Raw genomic sequence first — 20,290 nt, 5'->3', positions numbered from 1 at the left:
TTCCGATTACTTCTCGGAGTTGGTTGCGATATTGAATGTGGCTTCAACCTTGCCTTCTGGGCCACCGTCTTTTTTCTGGGGCACATACACGTAACTGAACTCGGCAAAGTTCAGGGTCACGGTTTCTGTCAAACGGTCTTCTCCGCCAGAGCCACCTTGACTGACGTTGGAGATAATGACGTCTTTCATGGTCAAGACCACATATTCCAATGGCTTTTCACTCGCCTTGCGCACGGTCAACACCGCTTCGTCAAAGTGCTTGCCATTGCAACATGCCTTGATCAGGTTTGGCGTGGACTTGTCGATGTACTTGGTGATGCTGATGTCTTGTACGCTGACTTTGCCCGCGCCACCGCCACGACCCACATGCGTTGTACCTGATTGGGACATGCCCCAGCTCCAGGCAGCAATGTCAATTTCCTTGGCGTGCACGCTGTCTACGGATTCGCCATCTACACCCTTGATTTTCAAAAACATGTCTACTGACATTTGATTCCCTCTGTAATTGGTTGATTAATAATTCAAGTTTTTAAGACGCTTTGGCGGATGGCAACTTGCTGACCAAACGCAAAGACACGGTGAGGCCCTCTAGCTGGTAGTGCGGGCGCAAATAGAATCGGGAGGCATACATGCCGGGGTTGCCTTCGATTTCTTCAACAACCACTTCGGCTGCAGCAAGCGGGCGAGACGCCTTGACCGCCTCGGACGAATTGGCGGGATCGCCATCGACGTACTGCATGATCCAGTCTTGCAACCAGCGCTGCATGTCTGCACGTTCCTTGAACGAGCCCACCTTGTCGCGCACGATGCATTTCAGGTAGTGCGCGAAGCGACAGGTGGCAAACAGGTAGGGCAGGCGCGCAGCCAGCTTGGCATTGGCTGTTGCGTCCGGGTCTTCGTACTCGGCTGGTTTGTGCAAAGACTGCGCACCAATAAAGGCGGCCAGATCGCTGTTCTTTTTGTGAATCAGGGGCAAGAAACCGCTTTTGCTGAGTTCGGCTTCGCGGCGGTCCGAGATTGCAATTTCAGTTGGACACTTCATGTCCACACCGCCATCGTCAGTGGGGAATGTGTGTGTTGGTAGATTGGGCACTGCGCCACCCGATTCAATGCCACGAATACGAGAGCACCAGCCATATTCCTTGAATGAACGGTTGATGTTCACTGCCATTGCATAGGCAGAGTTCGCCCAGGTGTAGCGGCTGTGATCGGCCAGGCCGGTGTCTTCCTCGAAAGCGAATTCTTCAACCGGATTGGTTTTTGCACCGTAGGGTTGACGGGCCAAAAAGCGTGGCATGCGAAGGCCCAGGTATTTTGAATCGTCGGCATCGCGCAGGCTGCGCCATGCTGCGTAGTCGGGCGTTGAGAAAATCTTGGTGAGGTCGCGCGGGTTGGCCAGTTCTTGCCAGGAATCCATTTGCAAAGTGGCAGGCGATACCGCAGACAAAAAGGGTGCGTGTGCGGACGCGCTGATTTTTGACAACTCGCCCAACATTTCAACATCGGGTGGCGAATGGTCAAAGTAGTAGTCGCCAATCAGGCAACCGTAAGGCTCGCCGCCAAACTGACCGTATTCATGTTCGTAGATTTTCTTGAACACCGGACTTTGATCCCAAGCCACCCCCTTGTAACGTTTCAAGGTTTTGGCCAACTCGGTTTTAGACACGTTCATGAAACGGATTTTCAGAAACTCGTCGGTTTCGGTGTTGTTAACCAGGTAATTCAGGCCACGCCAGGCACTTTCCATTTGCTGAAAGTCTGCGTGATGAATGATTTCATTGATTTGAACGGAGAGCTTTTGATCAATGGCGGCAATCATTCGTTCGATGGAATCGACCACATCGTTGCCCACCAACTCGACGCCCTCGAGCGCTTGCTGCGCCAGGGTAAGCACCGCTGACTCCACTTCTGACTTGGCTTCGTCGGTTTTCGGTTTGAATTCCTTTTGCAGGAGAAACGAGAGTTCGCTGCCCTCGAGTTCGATCACATCGAGCGCACGGTTTTGCAATTGTTCAGACATGATTACTCACCTTGGGTAGGGGTTGACAGGCTTTTCAGCAAGGCCGGGTCAGCAAGCAGCTTGGCCAACAGTTCTTCAGCGCCGTTTTTGCCGTCCATGTAGGTCAGGAGATTGGACAGTTGCTGACGCGCCTCGAGCAATTTGCGAAGGGGCTCTACCTTGCGGGCAATGGCAGCTGGACTGAAGTCGTCCATGGACTCGAATGTGATGTCGACTGCCACATTGCCTTCACCGGTTAAGTGGTTGGCCGCGTGAAAGGCGACGCGCGGCTTGATGCTTTTCATGCGGGCATCGAAGTTGTCCACGTCCACTTCGAGGAAGTCACGCTCGGCGACGGGCGCCAGTGGCACTTCGGATTTGCCGGACAGGTCGGACATGACCCCCATGACAAAGGGCAACTGGACTTTTTTTTGTGAACCGTACACTTCAACGTCATATTCGATTTGCACGCGGGGTGCACGATTGCGCCCTACAAATTTTTGTCCGCTCATTGGTTTATCTCGCAAGTAAGAAGAATGGTTAAATGCAGGGCGACTTTAAGCATCTTCCTGCTCGAGAGAATCGGGATTGACTCCCATGATTTTTGCCACCTCGGCCAGGGCTTCCGGTGCAAGGTCTTTCATCAACTGCATGAAGTTTTTATCGATCAGGCGGCGCGCCCTTTTTAAAAGGAGCTGTGCCGGGTTGGTGGGCTCGGCCTGCTCAAGGTAAGTACACACCTGATCAATGGCTGCCAAAGCCTGCGCACGGGATTGAATACCCGCCTGCGCCACCTGGCGACCCGGCTCACTTGACTCGCACAAAGCACTGAGTGGTGTGGGCTCGGAGTTTTGTTCCATTTCAGGCTCAGGCGCAGGGTCAGGCAGGCAGGACAACACATGGGTCAGCAGGCGCTTGAACTCTTGAAGTTGAGGCAAGCGGTCGGAATCCACATACAAAGCCAAAGCAGCCAGAATTTTTTTCAAGGCGGCCTGACTGCCAAGCAACACGGCACGCAGCGCCTCTGAATTACTTTCCGGTGAACGAAAAAATTGCTCGATTTGTTCTCGCGAGACAGACACCTCAGTACCCGGTGAGTTGCCTGTCAGCGCTTCGAAATCTTTCAGGCGAACATCGCCGATTCGCGGATTTCGCACCACCACGCTGTTGCGCAACGATTGAAAGAATGAACCGCCAAACCCCAAGCTCTCGATGACATTGATTCGTGCATAGGGATCACCTTCCTCAAGCGGCGGGTTGACTGCAAGCCATGCGCTGTCAAGCAGGTGGGCCAGTGCATTTAAACCGACAGGCAAAGTTTGCAAACCGTGGAGGTTCAAGCGCGACTCTGCCCACAACACCACCAAACGCAGATCTCGACTGCGTTCGAGCAATTGTTGTGCGCCGCTTTCTACGGCGCTCCAGTCGGGTGGCGTGGCAGGTTCAAATTGGGTTTCAGGCTTGCCACGAGCCACTTGTTGCAGTTCAAGAAAAGCATTGTCGTATTCAAGATTGGGGCCGCAATCGCCTTGTGAAAAAGGTGAGGCCCACGACGGCAGCTGCAACGCTTCTGGTTCGGTGGATGCTGTCGAGAGTGATGAGAAATGAAAAGCTGACACGTTGCGCTGAGGCCCTAATGGTAAAACCATGCGGGACTCTAGCAACGGAAGTTGAAGTTGGCGATTGGTCTAACCTGACAGCAATCACCACATCGGGTTAGAGAGGGATGGGTGTTAACCCACCTTGCGACTTAGCTCGCGCAGCAACACCCATTCTTCGGCAGAACTGGGATGAACTGCGATGGTCCGATCAAAATCGGCTTTGGTGGCACCCATGGTGTAAAGCACACCGAGCAGTTGAATCATCTCGGGCGAGTCATCGCCCAGCATGTGAATACCGACCACGCGATCGCTTGCATCGTCAACAAGCAGCTTCATGTAGGTTTTCTGTTCACCGCCCGAGAACTTGGTTTTCATGGGCGTGAATTCAGTTTCATAGACACGGGTTGGTGCTCGCTTGGCGGCCTGTTCTTCGGTTAAACCCACGCTGCCAATGGGTGGCGAGGTGAAGGTGGCTGTGGGCACACTGGTGTGGTCAACAGTGAGATTTTTCCCGTTGAATTCATTTTCTGCCAAGGCGCGCCCCTCAGCAATTGCGACCGGTGTAAGGTTAACGCGGTTGGTGACATCGCCCACCGCATACACACCCTTGATACCGGTTTGACTGTACTTGTTGACTTCGATTTCACTGGCAGGGCCGGTGCGCAGGCCAATATTCTCAAGCCCCATACCTTGTGTGTTGGGGCTGCGGCCAGTGGCGTTCAAAACGAAATCAAACGCATGGGTATTTGCCGCAGTTTGAAGTTCGAAGGTGCTGCCTTGTTGATTCAATGATTTGAAATCGGTGTCGGGATAAAGCGCAATGCCCTGCAGTTTCATCGCTGTGACCAAACGACTGCGAATGCCTTCATCGAACCCACGCAAGGGCAAATCGCCGCGATAAAACACGGACACTTCAGAACCGAGACCACGCAAGATACAGGCGAATTCGAGCGCAATATAACCCGCACCAATTACGCCGACGCGTTTGGGTAAGGTTGAAAGATCCAGCAATTCGTTGGAGGTTGCCGCCAGCTCAAGACCGGGAAAAGCGCTGCGGTTGGGTGCTGCGCCACTGGCAATCAAAATACGTTGCGTGTTCAAAGTTCGGTCGCCCACCTGTACTTCGGTGGTGGACTTGATGACACCGTGTCCGCGAATGGTTTCCACTCCACTGTTTTCAAGCATGCGGGCATAAATGCCCTCAAGCCGGTCAATTTCCTTGCCCTTGGCTTCTTGCCACTGGGCCATGGAAAATTCGGCTTGAGTCACTTGCCAACCCGGCTGCAAACCTTCGCGCAGGGTTTGTCCAAATTGCGCGGCATACATCATGAGTTTTTTAGGCACACAACCACGAATGACACACGTACCACCCAGGCGGCTGGATTCAATGAGCGCCACTTTGGCACCATAACTGGCGGCACGGCGGGCGCTGGCGACTCCGCCTGAACCACCGCCGATGACGACAAGATCGTAAGGTGTGTTGGGTGTACTCATTGAACTCTCCTTGGGTGCTGCGTTGGAGGTTTATTGTACCGCGAGGAGATTGAGACGATCTTCGCGGATGAATGTTGAGCAGAACTTGAAGGGTCACTGCTTCGGTTTCTTGCCTACTCGGCGTGGGTTGCTTGCTCTGCATGTCACTGGTGACTTTTGATCTGAACTTGAAGGGTCACCGCTGCCCGAAAACTTGGCATATCGGCTTGTCAGCTTGAGCCTGCACTAAGCCAAGCCCTCCAAAAGTAACGGTCGGGTCTTGGCTTTCGCGCCGGGCGCGATTGTTTGTCTCGGCGCGCCAAGCCGGCAAGTTTTCTGACTGGTCATCGTGCGACCACTTGCAAGTTCAGCTCAGCGTCACCTGCGCCAGCGTCTCTCCACCACCGTGCAACTCACGGCTGTGTTCTGGCCCAATCGGCGGCGGTGTTTCGATCGCCTCGCCTTCAAGAAAACCTGCCCGTTTGAATTCACCCGCCACGGTCGGCCATCGGCCGGCACCGAGACTCGGCCCGCCCTTTTGCCGAGCGAGGTGAGTCAGGGTGAATCTCAAAAAGGGATATACAGGTTTTCAGGCGAGAGATCGGAACCCAAGCTGGTTGGGCTAAAAAACCAGCCGCTGAGTAAGCTTAAATTAGCCCAACCGCCACGCATGGTACTTACCCAGCCACAGCAGCACTTTCTCCGGTGCATGCGCACGCTTCCACTCGCCGGCCGCGTACTTGTTGGCTTCCGCCAGTGTGGGGTAGGTGTGTATGGTGCCCAGAATTTTGTTCAAGCCCAAACCATGTTTCATGGCCAGCACAAACTCGGCGAGCAAATCGCCAGCATGTACACCTGCAATGGTCACGCCCAGAATTTTGTCTTTGCCGGGCACGGTCAGAACCTTCACCACGCCGTGCGCTTCGCTGTCGGCAATGGCGCGGTCGAGATCATCAATGCCATAACGTGTCACCTCAAAAGCAACGCCCTGCTCTTTGGCATCCTGTTCATTCAAACCCACACGGGCTACTTCAGGATCAGTAAAAGTGCTCCATGGAATCACAGAGTAATCGGCCTTGAATTTTTTAAGGTGACCAAACAAGGCATTCACTGATGCGTACCAGGCTTGGTGCGCAGCCACATGCGTGAACTGGTAAGGACCTGCCACATCGCCTGCTGCGAAAATATTGGGGTACAGGGTTTCAAGGTATTCGTTGGTGACCACGGTTCGGTTGGTTTCAATACCCAGTTTTTCAAGGCCATAACCAGTCAGGCGCGCTTTGCGGCCCACGGCACAAATCACATCATCGAACTCGATTTCAACGGTGTTGCCGTTGTGTTCAGTCACCAATACTTTTTGCTCGCCACGACGCTCGAATCGAACCGCTTTGTGTTGGGTCAGAATGTTTACACCGTCGGCACGCATGCTGTTTGCGGCCATTTCAGAAATTTCAGGGTCTTCGCGCATCATGATTCGATCAGCCAGTTCAACCTGGGTAACCTGCGAGCCCAAGCGGGCAAAGGCCTGGGCCAGTTCGCTGCCGATTGGGCCACCGCCCAGTACCACCAAGCGCTTGGGTAGTTCATCGCGTTTGGCGAATTCGTCCCACAAGGTGTCGCTGGTCAGGTAACCGCTGGTTTCAATTCCGGGCAAAGGTGGCACCACGGGTTGGGCGCCTGCGGCAATCACAATGCTGCGGGCGGTCAAACGGCTGGTCTCACCGCTGTTGTGTTTGATTTCTACGGTCCAGGGATCAACCAGGGTTGCATAGCCTTGCACCACATCCACGCCCAAGCCGGTGTAGCGTTCAACGCTGTCGTGCGGTTCAATGGCTTTGATAATGTCGTGCACGCGAGCCATAACCGCCTTGAAGCTGAAGCTGGGCGTTGCTGCATGCAAACCGTATTTGTCGGCATGGCGCATTTGGTGAGCCAGTTTGGCGCTTTTAATAATGGCTTTGGAAGGCACGCAACCAAAGTTCAGGCAGTCGCCGCCCATTTTGTGGGCCTCTACCAGCGTGACTTTGGCCTTCACTGCGGCGGCAATATACGAGCTGACCAAGCCAGCAGCACCTGCACCAATCACCACCATGTTGCGGTCGAACCTGGCAGGCTTTGTCCACTTGGCGTACACCTTGCGGGCCTTGATTTTGTCGGTGATCTTTTTCGCGATTAGCGGGAATATGCCCAACAACACGAATGAAAGAATGAGGCCCGGCGAAAGAATGCCTGCGAGGCTGTCAATTTTTGCAAGCTCAGTGCCTGCATTTACGTACACCACGGTACCAGCCAACATGCCAAGCTGGCTGACCCAGAAGAAGGTGAAGGCCTTCATGCTGGTCAGCCCCATGAGCAAATTGATCAGGAAAAACGGGAACACGGGCACCAGGCGCAAGGTGAAAAGATAAAACGCGCCTTCTCGCTCAACGCCCTGATTAATCGCTTTCAGGCGGTTGCCAAACTTGGCCTGCACTGAATCACGCAGCAGGTAACGCGCACCGACGAAGGCCAGCGTTGCACCAATGGTGGAGGCGAAAGAAACCAGTATCAAACCCTGCAGCAAACCAAACAAAGCGCCTGCCGCCAATGTCATGACCGCAGCACCCGGAATTGAAAAGGCAGTAACAATGACATACGCTGCGAAAAACACGCCTGCAACCAGCCAGGGCGATTCGGTCTGAAATTCGCGGAACTGTTCCAGGCGACCTTTCAGGCTGTCGAGGGTTAAGAGGCTGTGCAAGTCGAAAGCAAACACGGCCACGACAGCTGCAACGATTAGCAGCAGAACAATTTTTTTCATTTCAATTCCTTGGTTTTTCTATGCAGTGTGCTGCCAATCATGCATGGTCTGGGCAACTTGTACAGATAGTTTCGGCGAGTCGTACAAAAAAGTTACCTCGATATTGAAAGATAGTCGCGTTAATCTAGGGCAATTGCATGACAAACGCGTTTTGACCATGAGCCAAACCATACATTCAATTTTTATTAGTCACGGTGCCCCCAATTACGCACTGGAACCGGGCTTGCCTGGGCAAGCACTTGAAGCATTGGGCCAGCAACTGATTGCCCAGGGTACTCGTGCGCTGATTGTGCTTAGCCCACATTGGCGAAGTGCCAAACTGGCGGTGACCAGCCACGAGGCACCGGTGATTGTTCACGACTTTTACGGTTTTCCCAAAGCGTTGTATGAACTGAAACCTGAAATTTGTGGCGCACCTGAAGTGGCCGCGATGTTGGCCACCACGTTGACTGAAAAAAATCTGGTGACAGAACTACGCCCCCAACAGGGTTTTGATCACGGTGCCTGGGTGCCTTACATGCACTTGTTTCCAAACGGTGGCCCACCCATGACTCAACTGAGCATGCCAGTGGACTGGACCGGCGAAACTGCCTTGAATGTGGGTGCTGTGGTGGGCGAGTTTGCGCGCGAACACAATGCCGTGGTGGTGGGCAGTGGCAGCCTGACCCACAACTTTGACGACATGGACATACACGCCGCCAAAGTGGGCGATGCTATGCAGTCGCTAAGCCTGGCCTATGTGAGCGAGTTCAATGCCTGGATTCAGGAACGCCTTCAAGCAGGCGACGGCAAGGCGATTGCGCGCGCAGAATTTGATGCCCCGCATTTTGCACGTGCCCACCCAGACGATGACCATTACCTGCCGCTGCCATTTGCCATGGGTGCCGCACCCAAGAACTTCAAGGTGGATGTGTTGCCCGAGGACGTGCGTTACAAAGCCTTGTCGATGCAAAGCTTTGCGTTCACCGGATAATTAACTTGGCTTGTTTTTAGGAAAGCTGCGTGACACTGCAATTGATGGTTTCAGGCAGCACGCCATCTTGAAGCGCTTTTTTCAGTGACTCCACACCGCGATCCCACAGCGGCACCTGTGCAGGCTCACCCTGCACGGTGGGCACAGTCAATGTGCCTTCTGCGGCCTGGTTCAGTGTGCGCATCAAATCAAAGTGCCGCACCCACACCCACTGGCTGCGTTCAATGTCGACGCACTGGCGGGTTTGGGCAATTTCGTCGACTGATTTGAACTGCACTTGCGCGGCATATAGGTGAAACGGCACGCCGGGTGAAATTGAAGGGCCTTTGAGCTGGCTGATGTCTATCTCGGTACCCGTATATGCGCAATTGGATTCTTCGGTGAATTCACGCAGGGCCGTTTGCGCAGGCGTTTCTCCCTGCTGGGCGCTGCCACCCAATGTGGCCCAACTGCGGCGCGCCGGGTGCGGATCAAACGCCATCAAATGCAGCGCCTCGCCTGCCACACAACTGTAGGCGATCAAGCCGGCTGGCGGCGCATTGGCAGGGGAACACGCAGCAATTACAAACAGTGCAGGCAAAACGAAAGGCAAACGCATTGTTGAGGTGGTCTTGATGAATATTAAGGCCTCATTATCGCTTGCCTGGATGACACCTTGCGCGGTCAGGCACCCATCCAGCCCAATGCGATTGCAGTCAGCACAGTTGATACACCTGCCGCATAAATGGTTTTAAGTTTTCCAGTCATTTTGATGCTCTCCGGAATCATTTCATTGCACACCACAAAGGCCATAGCACCCGCTGCAAAAGCCATGGAAGCGGGGGTTCCCAATGCCCAGGAATCGGCGGTAATTACACCCAAACCAGCGCCGATTGGCTCGACCAAACCAGTGGCCAGTGCGGCAAGGGCGGCAAGCGCTTTGTGCACACCGATGCTCCACAAGGCAGTGGCCACAATCAAACCTTCAGGAATGTTCTGTAAACCAATTGAGAATGCGGTGCCCGAGGCACCATTCAAGTTGCCCGCACTGGCGCCCACGGCGAACCCTTCAGGCACATTGTGCAAAGCAATGGCAATGGTCATCAACATGGCCATGCGCAGGCGTTCACGGCCCGCCATTTCAGGCCCCGCCACGGGGTGTTCATGTGGCAAGGTTTGATCCAGCACCGTCATGACCCCGTAGCCTGCGGCAGTGGCCACCAGCACAACCATCAGGGCACCTTCGGTTTGAATGGCAGGGATAAACAAAGACATCACTGCGGCGGCGGCCATCATGCCACCTGCGATCGCAATAAACAGACCCAGGCCTTTGTCATCAATTTTTTTCATGACCAACAAGGCCATACCGCCCAAGCCAGTGGCTGCACCAGCAATGGTCGACAATTCAACTGCCTGCAACTTGGCGGGGCTGGCCGCAATGTATTGGATGGCCGCCCACACAGCCGGGGCACCCTGGGTAAGCGTGATGTACAAGCCCAAAGCTGCGATCAAAAGGCCGACCGCACCGCGCACTGCGCGAAAAACGTCGAGTTGCTGTTGATCGGCGATGTTCAGACCCACAATTTTGGTCATTTGATGAAAACTCATGGCGGGCTCCTGTGCTTCAAAGGCTTGAATACACATTGAGTTTGCCCGACAGGGTTTTATTCGTCTAACGGATAATTTCTTTGAAGTTGATCGGATTTACCGATTAGTGGCGCAGGTGCGAAAGCCAGACAGCACGTCTTGGCGATCGGGTTGAAAGTAATTGCGGTATTTGGGGTGAACCATTTCAGCCGAAGTGGCCCAGCTGGCACCTTTCAAGACCTTTCGGTCGTGAAACCAGGGCTTGGAGTAGTCAACATAGGGATGCATTTCAAACCCGTCGAATGGCAAAAACGTGCAGGAAGTCCATTCCCACACCTGCCCCCATTGCAAATTGGGTTGGGTGTGCGCCGCGTATTCCCATTCAGCTTCCGTGGGCAACCTGCGGCCTGCCCACTGGCAGTAGGCCTGGGCATCCAGCCAACTGATGTTCTCGGCTGACGCATTCAGGTTTAACGGCGTTTGCCGACCATAGCCAAGGTCGATCCAGCCACCTTTTTCAAGTGCAACAAAGGCTGGCACCGGGTAGTTTTCTGCTTCAACAAATGCCAGGTACTGCGCCCAGCTGACCGGGCGGGAATCGATGGTGAATGCTTGCAACTGAACGACACAGGCTGGCACCTCATTGTCGAATGCAAAACCCCCACCTTGCCAGCCAAGGGTCCACTGGCTTGCAGGCACATGCAGTTGACCCGATTCGCCGCATTGCTGCACACCGGGGCGGCACGCGTTGTTCTGGCGCAGCGGGATATTCAGCAACTTGGCCATGAAAACTGCTGCTTCGTTGTGCATTTGTTCATGCAACACACACAGGCGGAAAAAATACAGGTACCGATCGGCTTTGCTGGGGTTAGCCGCACACAAAGCGTCGGCTTGCTCAAGCAATTCCAAGGTGTCTTTCAAACACGCCGCCAGGTAGTTGCGCGTGCCTTGCAAATCGGGCAAACCAATTTCCCAGCGGGTATCGTGCGCGATGGTGCTTGAATTCAGACGCGCATCGGCATTGAACAGGCGCGAATCAAGCTTGGGTGCATCGGGATTGCACTGCACCCCCAAGGCCCAATCGGGGTTGCGAGCCAGCCACCAGTCCTGAAACCAGGCCACGTGGCACAACTCCCATAGCGGTGGGTTCAATTCTGGGCGGCGGGGCACTTTGCAGTCAGAACCCAGTGCTGCCACGTAGTCTTCAAGCAAACCCAGGGTGCGTTCGCGCGTGCGCAACAAGGCATCGCGAAGAAACGCGGCATTTGCTGTTCGGGCCAACTGGGCTGGATTGGTGCGGCTGTTCACAAGGGACACTGCGTTGATTGGGATACGATAAGTGTACGACAAATGGATACAATGAAAGCAATCGGAAATGTCGATCAGTAAGGAATGAACACTCTGAACACTCAAGCCACCGCCCTTTCATTGAAGCAGCTTGGCTATTTGCTGGCTGTTGCTGAAACCCTGAACTTTACCCGGGCGGCCGAGTTGTGTTTTGTCACGCAATCAACCTTGTCGGGCGGCATTGCCGAACGGGAACGCACGCTGGGTGTGCAATTGGTGGAACGGGACCGCCAGCGCGTGGCGCTTACACCAGTGGGTGTTGAAGTGGCACAGCGCGCGCAGAGTATTTTGTCTGCCGGCCGCGACCTGGTGACCCGCGCGCAAATGGCTGCTGACCCCGCCAGTGGCGAGTTTCGCCTGGGTGTCATTCCGACCATTGCGCCATTCATCTTGGGCGACCTGTTGGGCTGCGTTAAAAACCAGCTGCCTGACCTTGTACTGCGAGTGCGAGAAAGCCAGACCGCTGCTTTGTTGCAGGAACTGGAACAAGGGGCACTGGATGCGGCAATCATCGCCCTGCCCGTTGAGCTGGGCAAACTGCAAGCCTTCACCTTGTATGAGGAAAAACTGCGGCTGGTGGCTCACAAAAATGACCCAATGTGCAAGGGCGGACCTGTGGCACTGCGCGAGGTAGACACACGCCGAATGCTGCTTCTGGAAAAAGGACACTGCCTGCGTGACCACACCGTGTCGGCCTGTAGTACCAGCCAACGGAACACTGAAAGCGGTGAAAACAGCCTGGTGGAAGCGAGCAGCCTGAACACCATGGTGCAATTGGTGAATTCGGGCTTGGGCTGCGCACTGTTACCCGACATGGCAATTAAGGCTGGGCTGTTAAACAACACGGGGGTTCAGATAGTCGAGCTGCGCTCGCCTGTACCCAGCCGGCAAATTGCGTTGGTCACGCGCCGCAGCCACCCCAAACTGAATTTCATCGACAGGGTTCTGTGCCCAATTTTCAAAGGCGACCACGCCAACTAAACGAAGGAGATTCAACCATTTCCATGCTTCTTTTTAACTGGTATGATCAGTTGACCAGTTAAATAATTTGTTGCTTTTTGAACAGGCAAGTCATGGAAAATATTCAGAATATCTCGATATCTGAACAGGTTTACACACAACTTCGCGATCGAATTCTTAAAAAGGTATTACCAGTTGGTGCAGAGCTTCCCTCAGAGCGAGAGCTGTCTGAAACCCTGGGCGTGAATCGGGGCGCTGTTCGGGAGGCGATTAAACGACTGCAACAGGCACGCTTGGTTCGGGTACGCCATGGTGGTGCCACCCAAGTTGAAAACTTCGAGGCTGAAGGTGGCCTGGAACTGCTACCCAGCCTGATGGTAAATACCCACGGCCAGGTGAACCTGGAGGTGGCCCGCGGCATTGTGGCCTTGCGCAAGGCACTGGCACCGGTTGTGGCTGGGCAGGCTGCCTTGCAGGGCGGAAAAATACTGGCTGAACAACTGAAACCGTTGATTGCCGAAATGCAGAACACCCAAGAACTGCCAAAACTTCAGCAGCTCGCCTTTGATTTTTGGGCACGGGTGGTGCAAGGCAGCAGCAATGTGGTGTTCAAACTGGCCTTTAACTCAATGAATCAAACCTACTTGGCGGCCTGGAATACGCTAACGCTGGTGATGCAGGACGAATTTCGTGATGTAGAGACCCTTGCCCAGCTTGCGCAGGCCATTGAAACCGGGGAGCACAGGCGTTGTGAAGTACTGGCGCGCCAACACGTGGAACTGGGCAGCCGCGCCCTGAATGCCGCACTGGGTCAACACTGACAAACGGAGACAAACATGTTGGGAATTCCCTTGGGCCTGTTGACCGCCAATGCTGTGGAATGGGGCATGCACAAATATGTGCTGCATGGCATGGGCAAAAAGCGTGGCACGTTCTGGGCCTTTCATTTTCATGAGCACCACAAGGAAGTGCGTGAGCACGGTTATTACGATCCGAACTACGAGCGCTTTCCGCTGGGCATGCATGCACAGGGCAAGGAAGCCTGGGCCTTGATTGCCAGCGCCGTGGCAGTGGCCCCGCTGTTTCCGGTGGCGCCATTTTTTGTAGGCACCTTGTGGTACAGCAGCCTGAATTATTACCGGGTTCACAAAAAAAGCCACATGAACCCGGCCTGGGGTGAACAACGCGTGCCTTGGCATTATGACCACCACATGGGCAACAACCCAAGCGCAAACTGGTGTGTAACCCGGCCCTGGTTTGATTACATTATGGGCACCCGTGTGTTTACAGAAGATGGCATGCGCGAGGACAACGTGCTTGGGCTGAAACGGATTCCTGCCAGGATTAACCGACTGCTGCCCAAACCCGAATCACTGGGCACTTTCGCACCAAAACAGGCAGCACGGCGCGCGGCTTAAGCCTGTGACATAATCGGTTCACTACAAAAAGGAGAACTGAATGGGCTTGTTGATATTGGTCGCTGGGTTGGTGCTTTTTCTGGCCATGCATGCGACTCGAATTCCAGATGACCAACGCAGATCAGGGATGATCGCGCGGCTTGGCAAAGGCAAATACCGGGGCATTTACACCGCGGTGTCTATTGTTGGGTTGGTGCTGATTGTGGTGGGTTACGGGCAAGCGCGCCTGGACCCAATTTTTGTATGGAACCCGCCTGCGGCCATGCGCCACATTGCGGCACTGCTGATGCTGGTTTCATTTGTGATGTTGGCGGCCTGCTACGTGCCCAGCAATCACATCAAGGCAAAGCTTCAACACCCCATGACCTTGGCGGTCAAAGTGTGGGCACTGGCCCATTTGCTGGCCAACGGCACACTGGCCGACATCATTTTGTTCGGTTCATTTTTGGTGTGGGCGGTGTTGCTGTTTAAAACAGCGCGCCGACGTGCCATTCCCATGGGTTTTGCAGGCGACGGCCCCACCAAGGTGGGGACGCTGATGACTGTGGTGGTGGGTGTGCTGGCCTGGCTGGTTTTCGCAGCCTGGCTGCACGTTCATTTGATCGGCATTAGCCCGTTTAGCCGGTAACTTGGTTACAGGTACCAGAAACACAAGGCGGCCACCGCCGTGGGCCCCAAAGCCCCGGCGAGCAAACCACCTGCTGACACCGCTTCGCCAGGAAACTGGCGCTTGAGCAGCGACAAACCGGCCGGGTTCGGTGCATTGGCAATCACGGTGAGGCCACCACCTGCAACCGCACCCGCCACCAAGGCGTAACGGAAACTTTCTGAAGTGCCCTCAATCAATGAGCCCAGATAAGTCAGCGCCGCATTGTCGGTAATGGCGGTCAGCGCCATGGCGGCCACGAATAATACGCCATCGTCGAGGTCGCTTACTGCAGGCTGCAACCACCATTGTTGCATGCCACCCAACACCACCAAACCGGCGAGGAAGAATGCAACCAGCAGCCCCTCTTTCAGGAGAAGTCGCGACTGGAAGGTGCTGTAAGCCGCTGTAAAACCCAGGAAAAACAGGAAAATACCCATAAACACGGCTGGATGGTGCGCAAAAAACACGACTCCACCCAGAAAGGCAAGGTGAACAACCATGGCCCACCAAGGCACCGGGGCCAGTGGTTTGCCGTCTTCACCCAAGGCCTCGGGTGTTTTGACTTCAGCACCCAAATGTTTGGCTGCAAAGAAGATAAATATGGTTGCGTTGATAAACACGCCAATTGCCGCTTTCCAGCCAAAATTAACCATCATGAAGGGGGTATCCCAACCCCATGTGCCTGCCACCATCAACACAGGTGGTGCAGCAAACGAGGTAAGCACGCCACCGATCGAGATGTTCACGAACAACACGCCCAAGCCCCAATAACGAACGAAATTGGGCACGGCCTTTGAGAACAGCACGTCGCGAAGCAACAATGCGGCCAAAGTCATGGCGGCGGGGTCGGTGATGAAGCTGCCAAGCAGCGGCACCATGAACAGGCCCAGCCAAGTGAAAGCAACGCCTTTGTTCACAGGCATGAGTTTCGCCAAACCTTCCACCAGCAGTCGGGATGCATCGAGCACAGGTCGGCTGGCCGCGACCACCATGATCACGAACACAAACAGGGGTTCGGTGTAATGGCGGGTGTCGACGTATTCAACCGCCGAATCCAGATTGACGGAAAACGCCATGGCGATCACCAGGAACAAAGCCCAGATACCGAATACAGCCTCGACTTCACCCAGCAGGTGAAACAAACCGCTGTGGTGTTTGCTGTGGTGAGCCAGGCGTTCAAAGTAGCTGGCCGAAAATGTGTGAATGAGTGCGCCGGCAAAAAGAAAGGCGGCAATCCATTGAATGGTTGTTGCTGTCATGTCGGTGTCTTATTTGAAGTTGAAAGGTTGCCGATTGAGCCAATCAAGAGGTGGGCCAATCGCAAAGCTCATAGAGAGAGCCTATCACAGCTTTAAAGTTCCCCCGCTACACCATAAAAAAGGCTTGGGCTGGGAACCCCTACCCCAGAGCCAGGCACGGCGCTTACCGCCCAACAGGCTTTTTCGCCAGCTTGCGCTGCAAGGTACGCCGGTGCATGTTCAAGGCACGCGCAGTGGCCGACACGTTGCCATCGTGTTCATTCAACACGCGTTGAATGTGCTCCCACTCCAGGCGCGAAACCGACATCGGCTGGAAGTCGGAAGGTTCTTCTTCATTCGACGTAACAGCAGTTGCATCGTCATCCAAGGCCCGCAACACCGCTGCGCTGTCTGCAGGCTTGGCCAGATAATTGTCAGCCCCCAGTTTAATGGCTTGAACTGTGGTCGCAATGCTGGCGTAGCCTGTGAGCACCAACAAGTTGGCTTGGGCTTGAAAACTGCGAAGCTGTGTGATCAGTTGCAAGCCCGACTGTTCACCCAGATTCAAATCGAGCGTAATGTCGGTGAACTGTTGCTGGCCAACCGCAGCCAACGCTTGCTCTGTGTTCAAGGCCACACAGGCTTGAATCCCCTTGCGTTGAAATGACAAAGCCAGCGTGCTGGCAAACACGGCATCGTCATCGACAATCAGGATCGAGCGCGTCATTCGGGCAACACCGGCAAACTTAAACTGGCACACACCCCTGGGTTCAGATTTCGCAAGCTGAGTTTTCCGCCCTCGCGCTCAAGCAGGTTGGCCAGCAAAAACAGGCCCATGCCCTGTCCGTTGGCCTGAAACAATTGCTGCCCGATTTTTGGCAACAGTTCGGCATCGACTCCGCCCCCGGCATCATTGACAAAAAGGGTCAAACTTTCTTGATCACATTGCATGCCCACTTGAAGTGGCTCGGCCACAGACACGCGCTGCTGACTTTGGGCGGCATTGTCCAGCAAGGTGATCAAACCCAATTCGAGTAATTCTTTGCGTACTTTGAATTCGCCCGCAATGGAGGCGATGCTTGGCATCAACCGCACCTCGTGTTGCGGATTGCGGGTTCGCCAAATGGTCAGCGCGGATTGCAACCAATCGCTTGGCCGTATGGTTTGTGCATCGGCGTTGTGGCGCGGGCTCACTTCGATTTGGGCTCGAAGCTGGCTCAATGTTTCAGTAATGGACTGAACCTGCGCACTGAGGATTGTCATTTCCCGTGCGTGCGCCTGCATGACGGGGTCATTTTTCCAGTCCGAAACAATGGTGGCAATGGTGGACACGGGCGTACCCAGCTGGTGCGCGATGGATGCGGCCTGATTGCCCAGCGCCGCCAATCGGGATTCACTGGCTAACCTTTGTTGGGCTCGCCCCAGTGCCAGGTCCCGGTTACGAATGGACGAACTCAAACGCGCCACAAAACCCACCAGAATCAACACGCTGACCAGAAAATTCAGCCACATGCCCACCAGGTGAAAGTGCACACCATCATCAGGATTGGCCAACACCAAAGGTATGTAATTGCCCATCAACACCGTGTAAGCCACCACGCTGAACAAGGCCAACACTGCAACTTGCGCCCAAGGCAGCAAGGCGGCCGCCAAGCCCAGCAGGGGCAAGTAAAGCGACACAAAAGGATTGGTGACCCCGCCTGTGAAATAAAGCACGAAACTGAAAGCAGCCACGTCGGCAAACAGCTGGGCGGCCACTTCAAAACTGCCCACGGCTTGCCCCTGCCGCAATCGGACAAAGGTAATGACATTGAGTAAAACCAGCGCGCTCAAAATAATGATCAACACAGACCAAGGCAGGCTGACCTTTAACAACAAACCAACCACGGCAAGCAGCAGCACTTGAGCGCCAAGTGCCAATGTTCGCATCCACATGACAGTGACCATCTGCTGACGGCGCACCGAGAGATCGCTTTGATCCACCAGGCCTTCGGTCCAAAGGCGCATCAGCAGTTGAGGTTCAGATAAGGTGCTTGTTTTCATGCTCACATTCTAAGTGGCTTCTGGATTTGCTGCCGTGAAATTGTGAGGGTTGCCAGGCGGCTGCGACAATATGACGCATTCTCGCCGGCTTGGGCTTGGCGTATAAACCGGACTGGCCTACCTTGCCCGGAATACCCACCATGCACATGCACACCCCCTTTACGCTGCAAGCCCTTTCATTGGGTGTGCTGCTGGCCTTTGGCCTGCTTCCAGAACCTGCTTTTGCAAACCCGGCACTGAGTAATGTAGAGGTGCAGGCCCAACGCGAAGCACTGAGCGCAGCCAGCGTTCGGGTGGCTGAAGAAAAACTAGGCCAAACGGCAGGCGGCACCGCAGTGGTACGCGCTGAAAGTTTTGAGGCTGGCAAAGCGGTGACCATCAAGGACATGCTGGACTTCACCCCGGGTGTGTTTGCGCAAAGCCGCGTGAACGAGGAAGCCCGGCTGAGTATTCGAGGCTCGGGCTTGTCGCGCACTTTTCACATGCGCGGCATTCGTTTGTTGCAGGACGGCATACCGATTAATCTCGCCGATGGTGGATCAGACTTTCAAGACATCGACCCCTTGGCCTTGCAACACGTTGAAGTGTACAAAGGCGCCAATGCCCTGCAGTACGGCGCAGCCAGCCTGGGCGGCGCAATCAACTTTGTAACACCCACTGGCTACACCACGCCCAACAGTGTGGTGCGCCTGGACGCGGGCAGCCATGCATTTGCACGCGCGCAATTCAAAACGGGCCATGTGGTGGGCAACTGGGATTATTTTGCATCGATGTCGCAATTGCGATCCGACGGCTTTCGAGAGTTCAGCGGGCAGAAAAACACCCGCCTGAATGCCAACGCAGGATTAAAAATTTCGCCACAACTTGAAACCCGGTTTTATGTGATTCATGGCGACATGAATCAGGAACTGCCCGGCAACTTGAGCAAGGCGCAGTTACAAACTGACACCACGCAGGCCAACGCTGCTTCAGCTGGCAGCAATTCACAGCGCGATTTTTTGATTACCCGTGTGGCCAACAAAACCACCTGGATTTCACCGGGCGGGGTGGAGTACAACGCGGGGGTGTATGCCGTGGACAAGAACCTGTACCACCCCTTGAGCTTTGGCTTGATCGATCAACAAACACGCGATGTGGGCACATTCGGAAACCGCAATGCACAAGGTGAATTGTGGGGTCTGCGACATGACACCACGCTGGGTTACAACCTGGTGCACGGCGTCACTGAAGCAAGAATATTCAACCATGTGCGCGGTGATCGAACCAGCCTGCGAAGCTACGAGGACCAAAAAGCCCACAACATGGAGCTGTACGGCGAGAGTCGTTTGCATGTAACCGACCGCTTGCAGTGGATCAATGGTTTGCAATGGACCCACGCCAAACGCACGGCTGACGATCAGTTTTTAAGCGATGGCGATGGCAGTTACCAACGCCGCTATGCGCAGTTCAGCCCGAAAACCGGCTTGTTGTGGCAAGCCACCCATGTCGTTCAGGTGTACGGCAATTTGAGCCGCGCGTTCGAGCCACCCACCTTTTCAGAAACAAGCCCGACACGCTCACTGCAAGCGCAGGAATCGACCACGCTTGAGTTGGGTACTCGCGGTGAGATCAATCAAATCAAGTGGGACATCAGCGCCTACACAAGCCGTTTGAACAATGAATTTGTAAGTTATCAACTGGACCCGTTGGTGCCTGGTTTGAGTGCAATATTGAATGCAGACGACACGGTACACCAAGGTGTTGAAATTGGCTTGGCCGGACCTTTGGCGCGCAGTGTGGTGGCGACAGCAGATACCTTGCATTGGCAACTTGCCTACACCTTCGGGCGTTTCCGTTTTAACCAAGACCCAGTGTATGGCAACGCTGCAATTCCCGGCATTCCCGAACAGTATGTGCGGGCAAAACTGGATTACTCACACCCGGCGGGTTGGACCGTAACGCCCAATATTGAGTATGTGCCACAAGGCTACTTTGTGGATTTGGCGAACACACTTTCCACAGACCCCTACCTGTTACTCGGCGTGAATGCCAGTTACAGGTTCAGTGAAACCTTGCGTGTGTTTGTAGACGCCCGCAACTTGACCGACAAAGTGTATGCCGCCACCACTGGGGTGATTGTGAATGCGAACGGGGCTGATTCTGCCCAATTTGCACCGGGTGAAGGGCGAGGCGTTTACGCAGGCGTGGAAGTGAAGTGGTGAGGTTTGAGCGTTGCGCCAAAAC

19 protein-coding genes are annotated in these 20,290 nt (G+C 54.6%); 6 read left to right on the top strand and 13 right to left on the bottom strand.

The window, feature by feature from the left end; translation table 11 throughout:
- Nucleotides 1–6: 6 nt before the first annotated feature.
- The 7 genes from P0D43_RS04035 to P0D43_RS04005 form a co-directional block, all read right to left on the bottom strand.
- Complete coding sequence (locus P0D43_RS04035) at nt 7–489, bottom strand: Hcp family type VI secretion system effector (RefSeq protein ID WP_394673302.1); 483 nt, start codon at nt 487–489, stop codon at nt 7–9.
- Nucleotides 490–529: 40 nt separating this feature from the next.
- The gene (gene tssC, locus P0D43_RS04030) at nt 530–2,020 is read right to left on the bottom strand and encodes a type VI secretion system contractile sheath large subunit (RefSeq protein WP_394673301.1); all 1,491 of its coding nucleotides are present in this window, start codon (nt 2,018–2,020) and stop codon (nt 530–532) included.
- Between the two features lie 2 nt (nt 2,021–2,022).
- Nucleotides 2,023–2,511 carry a type VI secretion system contractile sheath small subunit gene (gene tssB / locus P0D43_RS04025; RefSeq protein WP_159567963.1) on the bottom strand — a complete coding sequence of 163 codons (489 nt, stop codon included), beginning with the start codon at nt 2,509–2,511 and terminating at the stop codon, nt 2,023–2,025.
- Between the two features lie 45 nt (nt 2,512–2,556).
- On the bottom strand, nt 2,557–3,648 hold the full coding sequence (locus tag P0D43_RS04020; RefSeq protein WP_394673300.1) for an ImpA family type VI secretion system protein: 1,092 nt from the start codon (nt 3,646–3,648) through the stop codon (nt 2,557–2,559).
- 84 nt (nt 3,649–3,732) lie between these two features.
- The gene (gene gorA, locus P0D43_RS04015; protein ID WP_159567961.1) at nt 3,733–5,094 is read right to left on the bottom strand and encodes a glutathione-disulfide reductase; all 1,362 of its coding nucleotides are present in this window, start codon (nt 5,092–5,094) and stop codon (nt 3,733–3,735) included.
- A 346-nt stretch (nt 5,095–5,440) separates the two neighbouring features.
- On the bottom strand, nt 5,441–5,572 hold the full coding sequence (locus tag P0D43_RS04010) for a hypothetical protein (RefSeq protein WP_394673299.1): 132 nt from the start codon (nt 5,570–5,572) through the stop codon (nt 5,441–5,443).
- A 153-nt stretch (nt 5,573–5,725) separates the two neighbouring features.
- Nucleotides 5,726–7,873 carry an FAD-dependent oxidoreductase gene (locus P0D43_RS04005; protein WP_394673298.1) on the bottom strand — a complete coding sequence of 716 codons (2,148 nt, stop codon included), beginning with the start codon at nt 7,871–7,873 and terminating at the stop codon, nt 5,726–5,728.
- 157 nt (nt 7,874–8,030) lie between these two features.
- Between P0D43_RS04005 and P0D43_RS04000 the strand changes: the two genes are divergently transcribed.
- Entirely contained in the window at nt 8,031–8,846 is an 816-nt protein-coding gene (locus P0D43_RS04000) for a DODA-type extradiol aromatic ring-opening family dioxygenase (RefSeq protein WP_394673297.1), read from the top strand.
- Nucleotides 8,847–8,862: 16 nt separating this feature from the next.
- On the opposite strand, the gene P0D43_RS03995 is transcribed toward P0D43_RS04000, so the two are convergent.
- From P0D43_RS03995 to senA, 3 genes are all read right to left on the bottom strand, one after another.
- Nucleotides 8,863–9,444, bottom strand: a complete 582-nt coding sequence (locus P0D43_RS03995) for an NUDIX domain-containing protein (RefSeq protein WP_394673296.1) — start codon at nt 9,442–9,444, stop codon at nt 8,863–8,865.
- Nucleotides 9,445–9,509: 65 nt separating this feature from the next.
- Nucleotides 9,510–10,433, bottom strand: coding sequence for a ZIP family metal transporter (locus tag P0D43_RS03990; protein ID WP_159567957.1), 924 nt, complete (start codon nt 10,431–10,433; stop codon nt 9,510–9,512).
- A 96-nt stretch (nt 10,434–10,529) separates the two neighbouring features.
- Nucleotides 10,530–11,720, bottom strand: a complete 1,191-nt coding sequence (senA, locus tag P0D43_RS03985) for a selenoneine synthase SenA (protein WP_394673295.1) — start codon at nt 11,718–11,720, stop codon at nt 10,530–10,532.
- Nucleotides 11,721–11,804: 84 nt separating this feature from the next.
- On the opposite strand from senA, the gene P0D43_RS03980 reads away from it, so the two are divergent.
- From P0D43_RS03980 to P0D43_RS03965, 4 genes are all read left to right on the top strand, one after another.
- Entirely contained in the window at nt 11,805–12,740 is a 936-nt protein-coding gene (locus P0D43_RS03980) for a hydrogen peroxide-inducible genes activator (RefSeq protein ID WP_394673294.1), read from the top strand.
- A 92-nt stretch (nt 12,741–12,832) separates the two neighbouring features.
- Nucleotides 12,833–13,540, top strand: a complete 708-nt coding sequence (locus P0D43_RS03975; RefSeq protein ID WP_394673293.1) for a FadR/GntR family transcriptional regulator — start codon at nt 12,833–12,835, stop codon at nt 13,538–13,540.
- A gap of 15 nt (nt 13,541–13,555) precedes the next feature.
- Nucleotides 13,556–14,137 carry a hypothetical protein gene (locus P0D43_RS03970; protein ID WP_159567954.1) on the top strand — a complete coding sequence of 194 codons (582 nt, stop codon included), beginning with the start codon at nt 13,556–13,558 and terminating at the stop codon, nt 14,135–14,137.
- A 40-nt stretch (nt 14,138–14,177) separates the two neighbouring features.
- Nucleotides 14,178–14,765 (top strand): NnrU family protein, encoded by a 588-nt coding sequence (locus tag P0D43_RS03965; RefSeq protein ID WP_341236967.1) that lies wholly within the window; start codon nt 14,178–14,180, stop codon nt 14,763–14,765.
- A gap of 5 nt (nt 14,766–14,770) precedes the next feature.
- Here P0D43_RS03965 and P0D43_RS03960 read toward each other — a convergent pair whose 3' ends face one another.
- The 3 genes from P0D43_RS03960 to P0D43_RS03950 all read right to left on the bottom strand — a co-directional run bounded on the left by P0D43_RS03960 (nt 14,771) and on the right by P0D43_RS03950 (nt 18,067).
- The gene (locus P0D43_RS03960; protein ID WP_394673292.1) at nt 14,771–16,045 is read right to left on the bottom strand and encodes a putative Na+/H+ antiporter; all 1,275 of its coding nucleotides are present in this window, start codon (nt 16,043–16,045) and stop codon (nt 14,771–14,773) included.
- 163 nt (nt 16,046–16,208) lie between these two features.
- Complete coding sequence (locus P0D43_RS03955; RefSeq protein ID WP_394673291.1) at nt 16,209–16,751, bottom strand: response regulator transcription factor; 543 nt, start codon at nt 16,749–16,751, stop codon at nt 16,209–16,211.
- Nucleotides 16,748–18,067, bottom strand: coding sequence for an ATP-binding protein (locus tag P0D43_RS03950; RefSeq protein ID WP_394673290.1), 1,320 nt, complete (start codon nt 18,065–18,067; stop codon nt 16,748–16,750). The genes P0D43_RS03955 and P0D43_RS03950 overlap by 4 nt, the downstream gene beginning before the upstream one ends.
- A gap of 140 nt (nt 18,068–18,207) precedes the next feature.
- Here P0D43_RS03950 and P0D43_RS03945 point away from each other — a divergent pair, with 140 nt between their 5' ends.
- On the top strand, nt 18,208–20,268 hold the full coding sequence (locus P0D43_RS03945; protein WP_394673289.1) for a TonB-dependent receptor family protein: 2,061 nt from the start codon (nt 18,208–18,210) through the stop codon (nt 20,266–20,268).
- Nucleotides 20,269–20,290 lie beyond the last annotated feature (22 nt).

Source organism: Limnobacter sp. (assembly GCF_043511195.1).
In the GTDB taxonomy this organism is placed as follows: domain Bacteria; phylum Pseudomonadota; class Gammaproteobacteria; order Burkholderiales; family Burkholderiaceae_B; genus Limnobacter.
This window is presented reverse-complemented; position numbering and strand designations above follow the sequence as displayed.